The following is a 10,487-nucleotide window of genomic DNA, read 5'->3' on the forward strand; positions in this document are numbered from 1 at the left end:
CCGGGTCCCGGGTCCCGGGTCCCGGGTCCCGTCAGACGTAGTCCTCCAGGCGGGCCACCGTGAAGCCCTGTTCCTGGATGTGGCGCAGCATGTTCGCGGTCATCTCGGTCATCGAGGTGCCCTTCAGCTCGCCCGGTCCCCGGAAGTGCGCGAGCACGATGTCACCGGGGCGGAGCTTCTTGCCGGGCAGCTGGTACTGCATGTTCGTGATCTGCATGGACTCGCGCCACAGCACGATCGCCTCGATGCCGCACTGTGCGGCGGCCGCACGGGTGTCCTCGTTCCAGTTCCCGTAGGGCGGGCGGAGCAGGCGCGGGGCGGAGCCGTACTCCTTCTTCAGCTTCTCCTGCTGTCCGCAGATCTCCCGCTTCTGCGCGGCGGCGCCGAGGGTGCGGAGGTTGGGGTGGCCGACGGTGTGGTTCTGGACGCCGTTGCCGAGCTGGGCCAGCGGCTTGAAGTAGCCGTAGTCGCTGCGGATGTTGGCATCGGTCAGGAACATCGAGAAGGGGACCTTCAGCTCCCGCATCATCCCGACGAACTTCGGGTCCTTCTCGGCCCCGTCGTCGAAGGTGACGAAGACGACCTTCTCCTTGGTGGGTATCTCGCTGATCACCGGCACGGGCCCGCCCGGCGCCCGCTTCACCGGCTTCACCCGCGGCGGGGCGGGGGCGGGCGCGAAGGGCTTCAGGCCCCACTTGCGGTAGGCGGCGGCGTCCGCGTCTGCGTTCGCGGCCGCGTCCGCCTCGGGCGAGGCCTTCACGGGGACGCGGCGCTGCTCGTCCGCTCCGCGGGGCGCGGAGTCCGCCGGGCCGTCCGAGGGGCCGCCCACCGAGCAGCCGGATATGAGCAGGGCGCCGGCGAGCGCCACCACCGCGAGTTTCTTGCCCACCAGGGAACCTCATGTCTGAAAAGCGTCATCTGCTGCCCACTGCTTGATGGCAGATGCACCCTTCCGGTTCCCTCCGGCCGCGCCCGTCCTACCCCTCGCCCAGCGACTCGAACCGCCACCTGTGCACGGACCGGGCGATCAACCCGGCCTCCGGCTCCGGCAGTTCGGGCAGCTCGTCCTCGTACGCCGCGTCCCACCACGTGATGACCAGCACCCGGCCCTGCGGCGCCCGCAGCGTCTCCCGGCGCAGCGGCTCGCGCGCCAGCTCGCCGACCCGTGCGTGCGCCCACTCCAGGAGTTCCGCGCCGCGCCCCTCGGCGGCGCGGGCCTCCCACATCAGCGCGATGCTCACGAGTACAGGTTCTCCTTGCTGACCTCGTGCACGTGATCGTGATCATGACCGTGGGAGTGGCCGTGCCCGTGGGAGTGCCCCGGCACGTGCGGGTCCGTCACCGGCAGCGAGGAGTCGGCCGACAGGTCCCAGTCGGACGCGGGCCTGTTGCGCGCCACCATCTCCGCGCCCAGCGCCGCCACCATCGCGCCGTTGTCCGTGCACAGCTTCGGCCGCGGCACGCGCAGCCGGATCCCGGCCCGCTCGCACCGCTCCTGGGCCAGCGCCCGCAGCCGCGAGTTGGCGGCCACGCCGCCGCCGATCATCAGGTGGTCGACGCCCTCGTCCTTGCAGGCCCGCACGGCCTTGCGGGTCAGCACGTCCACGACGGCCTCCTGGAAGGACGCCGCCACGTCCCGCACCGGCACCTCCTCGCCCGCCGCGCGCTTGGCCTCGATCCAGCGGGCCACGGCCGTCTTGAGCCCGGAGAAGGAGAAGTCGTACGCGGGGTCCTTGGCGCCGCTCAGCCCGCGCGGGAAGGCGATCGCCTTCGGGTCGCCCTCCTTGGCGAGCCGGTCGATCACCGGACCGCCGGGGAAGCCCAGGTCGAGGACGCGCGCGATCTTGTCGAACGCCTCGCCCGCCGCGTCGTCGATGGTCGCGCCCAGCGGCCGCACGTCGGCGGTGATGTCCGGCGCGAGCAGCAGCGAGGAGTGCCCGCCGCTGACCAGCAGCGCCATGGTCGGCTCGGGCAGCGGCCCGTGCTCCAGCTGGTCGACGCAGATGTGCGAGGCGAGGTGGTTGACCCCGTACAGCGGCTTGTCCAGCGCGTACGCGTACGCCTTCGCGGCCGACACGCCGACCAGCAGCGCGCCCGCGAGCCCGGGGCCCGCCGTCACGGCGATGCCGTCCAGGTCGCGCGCCGAGACCCCGGCCTCCGCCAGCGCCCGCTCGATGGTGGGGACCATCGCCTCCAGGTGCGCCCGCGAGGCGATCTCGGGGACGACGCCGCCGAACCGCGCGTGCGTGTCGACGCTGGACGCGACGGCGTCCGCGAGCAGGGTCGTGCCGCGCACGATGCCGACGCCGGTCTCGTCGCAGGAGGTCTCGATGCCGAGGACAAGGGGTTCGTCAGCCATGGTTCTCAGTTCCCTTTACGTGGAGTCGCATCACGAGCGCGTCGACGTTGCCCGGCTGGTAGTAGCCGCGCCGGAAGCCGATGGGCTCGAAGCCGAAGCGCTCGTAGAGCTTCTGCGCGCGCGTGTTGTCGACCCGCACTTCGAGCAGCACCTCCTCGCACTCGAAGGAGGTGGCGTGCTTCAGCAGGTCGGTGAGGAGGGCCGCGCCCAGGCCCGTGCCCCACTGGTCGCGGGCGGCGGCGATGGTCTGCACGTCGCCCAGGCCGCCGGCCGCCGCGAGCCCGGCGTACCCGACGATCCGGCCGCCCGCGCCCGCCGCGGTCCCCGCGGGCTCCTCGGCGACGACGTAGCGCCTGGTCGCGCCGGGCCCGCGCGCGTGGGCCAGCTCGGACCAGAACATCCCGGAGGACCAGGCGTCCTCGGGGAACAGCTCGCGTTCGAGCTCCAGCACGGGCGCGATGTCCCACCAGCGCATCTCGCGCAGCACGACGGTCGCGGGGGCGGTGCCGGCCGCGGTGGTCGCTCCGCTCACTTCGGGGTGACCACCTTGTAGTTCTTGGGCACCTGCGCGTCGGGCCGCCGCAGGTACAGCGGTACGGGCGGCAGGAAGGCCCCGCTCTCCACCGAACCGCCCGCGGCCAGCTTCTCGGCGGCCAGCGCCGCGAGCGCGGCGGCCGACTGGTGCTCGGGGCCGCGCGCGTCCGGGAACGCCTCGGGGTAGAGCACGGCGCCCGCACCGACGACGGGCAGCCCCGCGACCCGCTCGGCGATCTCGGCGGGCCGGTCGACGGCGGGCTCGGTCACCCGCGTGCGGGCGTCGTCGTACCGCGCCCAGTAGACCTCCTTGCGGCGCGCGTCCGTCGCCACCACGAAGGGCCCGTCGAGCCCGGCGGCGTACGCGAGCCCGTCCAGCGAGCACAGCCCGTGCACGGGCACGCCCAGCGCGGAGCCGAAGGTCGCGGCCGTCACGAGGCCGACGCGCAGCCCGGTGTACGGCCCCGGGCCGACCCCGACCACCACGCCGGTGACCGCGTCGAGCTTCAGCCCGGCGGCGGAAAGGACGCGGTCGACGGCGGGCAGCAGCAGCTCCCCGTGGCGGCGGGCGTCGACCTGACTCTCCTGGGCGACGACGGACGTGCCGTCGTGGAGGGCGACGGTGACGGCGGGGGTGGCGGTATCAACGGCGAGCAAGAGCACGCGAACAGCCTACGGCGCCCGGGGGCGGGGCACGGCGTCCCTCCCGGGCGGGCCCCTGCTGCTACCGTCGACCGCGGATCTGTTCGCACCTACCGATACCAGGGGAGCGCAAGGTGGCACGGAGCAGCTCGGGATTCGTGGCCGGGCTCACCGCGGCGGCGCTCGCCGCGGTCGGATTCCTCGCCTACCAGGCGCAGGCGAGCGCCCCCGACACGCTGGGCGCCCCCAAGAACCCCCGCCCCGTCCCCTCGGCGACCAAGACCCCCAAGGGCAAGCCCGTCAAGGACCCGGCGGTGCCGGTGGAGTCGGGCACGGGCGTGCGGGTGGTGTACGCGCTGGCCGCGAAGCGGGTCTGGCTGGTGGGCGAGCGCCCCGGCGCCGTGCGGACGTTCCCGGTCGTCCCGAGCACGGTGAGCCCGGCGCCCGGCACGTACCGCGTGACGTCGCGCAACGGCCCTCCGGTGACGGGCTCGGACGGCATCCGGATCGAGCACGTGGTGCGGTTCGCGAACGTGGACGGCACGACGATCGGCTTCAGCGCGGCGGTGGACGGCTCGCTGCCCAGCCCGAAGCCGGGGAGCAGGACGGGCGGGGTGCGGATGGCGCGCGAGGACGGCGCGGACATGTGGCAGTTCGCCACGAGCGGCACGAAGATCGTGGTGGTCCCCTAGGGGCGACGCCCCTCCCGGGGCAGGTGGAGCCCCTGCGGGCCGCCGACGGGCCGACGCGCGTACGGGGCCTGCCCGCCGCGGGCGGAACGGCGGCCCGGTTTCCCCCTTACGGGCGACCCGTGGTCGCCCTACGCGGCGTCGCGGCGCTCCACCCGCGCCTCCGCCTCGCGGGAGGCCTCCGCTTCCGCCGCCGCACGCTCGCGCGGCGGGGTCGACACGGCCGTCGCGGCCGCGCACGACGCCAGTAGATCGCGCATCGACAGGACCTGTCGCGGTTCGCGGTGGGGCGTCGGCATGGCGGCCTCCTCACGGCTCCGGTTCACGGCGTGGTTAGGTAGACCTAACCAACTCCGGTACCCATGTGACCACGCCCACGCCGCCCCGCGCAACACCTTGCCGACGTCTTGTCGGAATCTGCCGTCCGCATCTGCCGTCCGCCACGGAACCCGGACCCGGCACGGCCCCTCAGCCGAGCGCCACCCCGGCCCACCGCTCCCCCGTCCCGATCAGCGTGACGGTCCTGCGGTCGTCGTCCGTGTCCCCGACCACCCGGTCGATCAGCACGTGCAGCCGGTCCTCCGACAGCTCCTCGACCTTCCCGTCGCCCCACTCCACGACCACCACGGAATCGGGCAGCGAGACGTCCAGGTCCAGGTCCTCCATCTCGTCGAGCCCGCCGCCCAGGCGGTACGCGTCGACGTGGACGAGCGCGGGCCCCCCGTTCAGCGGGGGGTGGACGCGGGCGATCACGAAGGTCGGGGACGTCACCGCGCCCCGTACCCCCAGGCCCTCGCCGAGCCCCCGGGTGAGCGTCGTCTTCCCGGCGCCCAGCTCACCGGTGAGCATCACGAGGTCGCCCGCGCGCAGGAGCCCGGCGAGCCGCAGCCCCAGCTCGTGCATCGCCCCGGGCGACTCGACGGAAATCCGAACGGTGTTCTCGGCGCTCTCGGCGCCCTCGGTGTTCTCAGCGCTCTCGGCGCTCTCGGCGCTCTCGGCGCTCTCAGCCACCGGGCTGTGCGGTACTGCTTCCATACGGGCCAACGTTAGCCGCTGCCGCCACGACCCCCGTGCGCGCCAGCAGCCCCGCCAGCCGTTCCGTCACGACCTCCGGGTGCTCCAGCATCACCAGGTGCCCGGCGTCCTCGACGATCACCAGCTCCGCGTCGGGCAGCGCCGCCGCGACCGCCTCGCTGTGCGAACTGGGCGTGATCAGGTCCTTGTCGCCCGCGAGGATCAGCACCGGCAGGTCGGCGAAGCGGGCGAGCGCCGCGACCTTGTCGTGCGCGGTGAACGCCGGGTAGAACTCCGCGACCACGTCGATCGGCGTGCCCTCGATCAGCCGCTCCGCGAACCGCGCGACCCCGGGATCGACGTCCTTCGACCCGAAGGAGTACCGCTTGACGAGCCCCGCGAAGAGGTCGGCCGTCGCCCGCCGCCCCCGCTCCACCAGCTCCGTCTGCGAGCCCAGCGCCCGTAGCACGCCGGGCAGCACCCGCCGCACGGCGTTGACGCCCGCGACCGGCAGCCCGTAGCTGACCTCGGCGAGCTTGCCGCTGGACGTCCCCACGAAGGCGACGGCCACGACCCGATCCCGCACCAGCTCGGGGAACTGCTCGGCGAGCGCCATCACCGTCATGCCGCCCATCGAGTGCCCCACCAGCACCAGCGGCCCCTCGGGCGCCGCCGCGTCGATCACCGCCTTCAGGTCCCGCCCCAGCAGCTCGATGTCGACGGGGGCGCCGTCGCGCTGCGCCCGGCCCCGCTCGGAGCGGCCGTGGCTGCGCTGGTCCCAGTGCACAGTCCGCACGACGCCCCGCAGCGCGGCCCGCTGGAAGTGCCAGGAGTCCTGGCTCAGGCAGTAGCCGTGGCTGAAGACCACGGTGACCGGCGCCGGGCCCGTGCGCCCGAAGAGCCGCTTCTTGCGCGCGCCCGCGGCCTTCGGCTCGGGCCCGTCGACCTCGCCGGCCTCGTCGACTTCGTAATACAGCTCGGTGCCGTCCTGTGCGACGGCCCGCCCCGGGGTGCCGCGCAGCGAGCCGAAGGGGCCCGCGGAGTCGAGCGCGAGACGGGCCTTCTTGCGCATCCCGCGCCCGACCGTCAGCCGCTCGACGGCCACGCCCGCCGCCGCGCCCGCCGCGAGGACGCCTATCGCGGCACCGGCGAAACCCGCCCTGCGCCAGTTGCCCGCGGCGACGGCCCGCGCCGCCGCGTCCCCCGTGCTGGTCTCGCTCACAGTGCCGCTCCTAGCGCTGTCCGGTTGCCCCGCGGGACCCGTCCGACGCGCCGGACCCGCCCGGCACATCAGTCCCATCCGTATCCGTACTACCCACCACGGCGTCCCCGGCGTCATCCAGATAGACGCGTTCCACCCGCGACCCGATGCGGGTGACGATCTCGTACGCGATGGTGTCGGCCGCCACCGCCCAGTCCTCGGCGGTGGGCTCGCCCCGGTCGCCGGGGCCGAACAGCACCGCTTCCGCGCCCTCCTCCACGGTGTCCCCGCCCAGGTCCACCACGAACTGGTCCATCGCGATCCGCCCGGCGGCCCGCCGCCACGCCCCGCCCACCAGCACGGGCCCGCGGCCCGACGCGTGCCGGGGGATGCCGTCCGCGTACCCGGCGGGCACCAGCGCGAGCGTCGTCTCGCCCGGCGTCACGTAGTGGTGCCCGTAGCTGACCCCGTGGCCGCCCGGCACCTGCTTGACCAGCGCGACCGACGCGACGAGCCGCATCACGGGCCGCAGCCCGAAATCGGCGGGCCTCCCCACCTCGGGGCCGGGCGAGACGCCGTACATCGCGATGCCGGTCCGCACGAGGTCGAAGTGGGCCTCGGGCAGCGTCAGCGTCGCCGGGGAGTTGGCGATGTGCCGCACCTCGGGCCGCACCCCGGCCTTCTCTGCGTACGCCAGGGCCTCCTCGAAGGCCGTCAGCTGCGCCCGGATCGACGGGTGGCCCGGCTCGTCGGCGCACGCGAAGTGCGACCACAGGCCCGTCACCCGCACCAGCCCGTCGGCCTCGGCGGCGAGCGCGGCCTCCACCAGCGCGGGCCACTCGGCGGGCGGACAGCCGTTCCTGCCGAGCCCCGTGTCCGCCTTGAGCTGCACCCGGGCCGGGCGGCCCGCGGCGCGCGCGGCCGCGGTGGCCTCGCGCAGCGCCCACAGCCCGCTCACCGACACGTCGACCTCGGCCTCGATCGCCTCGCGCCAGGGCCCGCCCGGGGTCCACAGCCAGCACATCATCCGCCCCTCGACCCCGGCGGCGCGCAGCGCGAGCGCCTCCTGCGGGGTGGCGGTCCCCACCCAGGCGGCGCCCGCCCGCTGGGCGGCCAGGGCGCAGCGCAGGGCGCCGTGCCCGTAGGCGTCCGCCTTGACGACGGCCATCAGCTGGGCGCCCCGCGCACGGGCACGCAGCGCCCGTACGTTGGCGCGCAGCGCGGCGAGGTCGATTTCGGCGCGGGCTCGGAAGGCGGTGGCGGGTGCTGTGGTGCTCATCCGCCCCAGTCTCTCAGAGGCGCGGCAGGGCCCCCTGCGGCCGTCGGGCACCGGCCGTCAGGTCCCGGGGCGCCGCCCCCACACGTACACCCGGTCGCCCTTCTTCAGCACGCCCCACAGCCGCTTGGCGTCCCGGTGCGTGAGGTTGACGCAGCCGCGGCTGCCCGGCGGCGACGAGATGTCGCCGCGGATCGCGTGGAACGCCTGCCCGCCGCTGAAGAACTGGCTGTACGGCATGGGCGTGCGGTACAGCGACGACCAGTGGTTCTTGTGCTTCCAGTAGACGCGGTGCCAGCCCGTCCGGGTGCGGAAGCCCGCGCGTCCGCTGCGGACGGACACCGGCCCGTACACGACCTTCTCGCCCTGCTGCACCCACATCAGCTGCCGGGGCAGGTCGACGCACGCCACCTTGTGCGCGCGCACCGGGCACTTCCCGGCGGCGTTCGGGGTGCGGTGCGCGGAGATCCACCGCATGCGGGCCCAGGTGACGGGACCCGCGAAGCCGATGTCGGGGCGGATGCCCTGCTCGCGCTGGAAGGCGCGGACGGCGGCGCAGTCGGCGGGCGACTGCACGCCGTCCGCCTCCAGCTTCAGCCAGCGCTCGACCTGCCGCTGGTGGGGGCCGGTCCGCCGGGTGCAGGGCGCGGCACCGCCGCGCACGACCTCGCTGGCCGGTACGTACTCCACGAACGTCCCGTCGCTCCCGGGCGGCGGCGCGGCGGGCTCGACGGCGTCCTCCCCGGGAGGGGGCGTGTGGACGAGCGGGGCGAGGACCTGGTCGAGGGTGTCGACGGGGGCTTCGTGCGCCGAAGGCTCCAGGGCCAGCCCGGGGACCAGCGCCTCGGGGGCGGGCATGGGCCTCAGGGCGGGGGCGGGGGCGGAGGCAGGGGCGGGGAGGGGGACGGGGTCCGCGGCGGAGTCCGTGCTGCCCAGGGGGAGGGCGAGGAGGAGCGAGAGGGCGAGGGTCAGGAGGGGGCCCCTACGCGGTTTCGTTCGTGTGATCACCTGTCCAACCAATCCCGGGGGTCGCCCCGGCGGTCGGCAACGCGCCGGGCGGTTCCCTCTCCCGGAGGCGGGGGCCCTGTGCTGAACGGGCTCGTCCGGGCGGCCCCCGCGTACGGGGTGGCGACGGCGCCCCGCCTTGGGGAGGGTGGGGGGCATGCGAACTGCTTACTCCGTGGAGCGCGTACGGGCCGCCGAGGCCGCCCTCATCGCCGCCCTCCCCGACGGCACCCTCATGCAGCGCGCCGCCGCCGGGCTCGCCGCCTCGTGCGCCGCGCTGCTGCCCCGCGTGTACGGCGCGCGCGTCGTCCTGCTCGTGGGCAGCGGGGACAACGGCGGCGACGCCCTGTACGCGGGCGCCCGCCTGGCGAGGCGCGGCGCCGGAGTGCGCGCCGTGCTCGTCGGCGGACGCGCCCACGCCGCGGGCCTCGCCGCACTGCGCCGCGCCGGAGGGCGCGTCGCCGACGACCCGTACGCCGCGATCGCCGAAGCGGACCTGGTCGTCGACGGGATCGTCGGCATCGGCGGCCGCGGCGGACTGCGCCCCGAGGCCGTCCCCCTCGCGCGCGCCGCCCGCGGCTCGGACGCGGTGGTGGTCGCCGTCGACCTGCCCAGCGGGGTCGACGCGGACAGCGGGGAGGTCCACGGGGAGTGCCTGGCCGCCGACGCGACGGTGACCTTCGGGGCGTACAAGCCGGGACTGCTGATCGAACCCGGCGCCTCGCGCACCGGCGCCGTACGGCTGGTCGACATCGGGCTCGACCTGGGCGCGCCCGACGTGGAGGCCCTCCAGCACGCGGACGTGGCCGGACTGCTGCCGGTACCGGGGGCGGGCGACGACAAGTACCGGCGGGGCGTCGTGGGGATCGTCGCCGGGTCCGCGCGGTACCCGGGGGCTGCGGTGCTCGCCGTGGCGGGGGCGCTGCGCGGGGGCGCGGGGGCGGTGCGGTACGTGGGTGCCGTGGGCGACGCGGTGCTGGCCCGGTTCCCCGAGGCAGTGGTGCACGCGGGGCCGCCGGAGGCGGCGGGGCGGGTGCAGGCGTGGGTCGTGGGCCCTGGGCTCGGGGACGATCCCGGCACCGCGGAGGTGCTCGCGTCGGACGTGCCGGTGCTCGTCGACGCGGACGGGCTGCGCGGGCTGGACCCGGACGCGGTCCGCGGGCGCACCGCCCCCACCCTGCTGACCCCGCACGCGGGAGAGGCCGCGGCACTGCTCGGCTGCCGCCGGGACGAGGTGGAGTCGGCACAGCTCGCCTCGGCACGCGAACTCGCGGAGCGGTACGGGGCGACGGTGCTGCTCAAGGGGGCGACGACGCTGGTCGCGGCGGACGGGCCCGTACGGGTCAACCCGACCGGGACGGCCTGGCTGGCCACGGCGGGCAGCGGCGACGTACTGGCCGGCCTGGCCGGAGCGCTGCTCGCGGCGGGCCTCGGGACACGGGACGCGGCCTCGACGGCGGCCTACCTGCACGGCCTCGCGGGCCGAACGGCGGCACAGGGCGGCCCGGTATCGGCCATGGACGTGGCGGAAGCGGTCCCGGAGGCGTGGCGAGGGGTACGCGGGGTCTAGGGGGGGCGGGGTTCCGCCTGCGGCGAGCCTGCTCGGGGGTGGGTGGGTACGTGCGGCGTGTGCCCCACCCTCGCGGCGTTGCCCCCCCCCCCCCAAGGGGGGGGGGGGCCGCCCCCCCCGGGCCCCCCCCCCGCCCCGGGGGGGGGGGCCCGCCCCCCCGGCCCCCCCCCCGGGCGGGGTCGCCCGGAACCCCCCGC

The 10,487-nt window shown here is 75.6% G+C and carries 12 protein-coding genes; 2 read left to right on the plus strand and 10 right to left on the minus strand.

Annotated elements, in window-relative coordinates; genetic code table 11:
* Positions 1 to 31 precede the first annotated feature (31 nt).
* The 5 genes from ACIBNE_RS21990 to tsaB all read right to left on the minus strand — a co-directional run bounded on the left by ACIBNE_RS21990 (position 32) and on the right by tsaB (position 3,556).
* Positions 32 to 889, minus strand: a complete 858-nt coding sequence (locus ACIBNE_RS21990; protein WP_399273977.1) for a polysaccharide deacetylase family protein — start codon at positions 887 to 889, stop codon at positions 32 to 34.
* Between the two features lie 88 nt (positions 890 to 977).
* The gene (locus tag ACIBNE_RS21995) at positions 978 to 1,226 is read right to left on the minus strand and encodes a hypothetical protein (RefSeq protein ID WP_399274272.1); all 249 of its coding nucleotides are present in this window, start codon (positions 1,224 to 1,226) and stop codon (positions 978 to 980) included.
* An 11-nt stretch (positions 1,227 to 1,237) separates the two neighbouring features.
* Positions 1,238 to 2,359, minus strand: coding sequence for a tRNA (adenosine(37)-N6)-threonylcarbamoyltransferase complex transferase subunit TsaD (tsaD, locus tag ACIBNE_RS22000; protein ID WP_399273979.1), 1,122 nt, complete (start codon positions 2,357 to 2,359; stop codon positions 1,238 to 1,240).
* A complete protein-coding gene (gene rimI / locus ACIBNE_RS22005; RefSeq protein WP_399274274.1) occupies positions 2,352 to 2,834 on the minus strand; it encodes a ribosomal protein S18-alanine N-acetyltransferase in 483 nt (160 codons plus the stop codon). Before rimI ends, tsaD begins: the two co-directional genes overlap by 8 nt.
* 53 nt (positions 2,835 to 2,887) lie before the next feature.
* Positions 2,888 to 3,556 (minus strand): tRNA (adenosine(37)-N6)-threonylcarbamoyltransferase complex dimerization subunit type 1 TsaB, encoded by a 669-nt coding sequence (gene tsaB, locus ACIBNE_RS22010; RefSeq protein WP_399273981.1) that lies wholly within the window; start codon positions 3,554 to 3,556, stop codon positions 2,888 to 2,890.
* 113 nt (positions 3,557 to 3,669) lie between these two features.
* Between tsaB and ACIBNE_RS22015 the strand changes: the two genes are divergently transcribed.
* Complete coding sequence (locus ACIBNE_RS22015) at positions 3,670 to 4,227, plus strand: L,D-transpeptidase (protein WP_399273983.1); 558 nt, start codon at positions 3,670 to 3,672, stop codon at positions 4,225 to 4,227.
* Between the two features lie 128 nt (positions 4,228 to 4,355).
* Here ACIBNE_RS22015 and ACIBNE_RS22020 read toward each other — a convergent pair whose 3' ends face one another.
* The 5 genes from ACIBNE_RS22020 to ACIBNE_RS22040 all read right to left on the minus strand — a co-directional run bounded on the left by ACIBNE_RS22020 (position 4,356) and on the right by ACIBNE_RS22040 (position 8,723).
* On the minus strand, positions 4,356 to 4,523 hold the full coding sequence (locus ACIBNE_RS22020; protein ID WP_399273985.1) for a hypothetical protein: 168 nt from the start codon (positions 4,521 to 4,523) through the stop codon (positions 4,356 to 4,358).
* Between the two features lie 169 nt (positions 4,524 to 4,692).
* Positions 4,693 to 5,259, minus strand: coding sequence for a tRNA (adenosine(37)-N6)-threonylcarbamoyltransferase complex ATPase subunit type 1 TsaE (gene tsaE / locus ACIBNE_RS22025; RefSeq protein WP_399273987.1), 567 nt, complete (start codon positions 5,257 to 5,259; stop codon positions 4,693 to 4,695).
* On the minus strand, positions 5,228 to 6,460 hold the full coding sequence (locus ACIBNE_RS22030; protein WP_399273989.1) for an alpha/beta fold hydrolase: 1,233 nt from the start codon (positions 6,458 to 6,460) through the stop codon (positions 5,228 to 5,230). The genes tsaE and ACIBNE_RS22030 overlap by 32 nt, the downstream gene beginning before the upstream one ends.
* A gap of 10 nt (positions 6,461 to 6,470) precedes the next feature.
* On the minus strand, positions 6,471 to 7,718 hold the full coding sequence (gene alr / locus ACIBNE_RS22035) for an alanine racemase (protein WP_399273990.1): 1,248 nt from the start codon (positions 7,716 to 7,718) through the stop codon (positions 6,471 to 6,473).
* A 57-nt stretch (positions 7,719 to 7,775) separates the two neighbouring features.
* Positions 7,776 to 8,723: a L,D-transpeptidase family protein gene (locus tag ACIBNE_RS22040; protein ID WP_399273992.1), complete on the minus strand. Its 948-nt coding sequence runs from the start codon at positions 8,721 to 8,723 to the stop codon at positions 7,776 to 7,778.
* A gap of 154 nt (positions 8,724 to 8,877) precedes the next feature.
* On the opposite strand from ACIBNE_RS22040, the gene ACIBNE_RS22045 reads away from it, so the two are divergent.
* Entirely contained in the window at positions 8,878 to 10,290 is a 1,413-nt protein-coding gene (locus ACIBNE_RS22045; RefSeq protein WP_399273994.1) for an NAD(P)H-hydrate dehydratase, read from the plus strand.
* Positions 10,291 to 10,487 lie beyond the last annotated feature (197 nt).

It is taken from the genome of Streptomyces sp. NPDC050504 (assembly GCF_044458065.1).
In the GTDB taxonomy this organism is placed as follows: Bacteria; Actinomycetota; Actinomycetes; order Streptomycetales; family Streptomycetaceae; genus Streptomyces.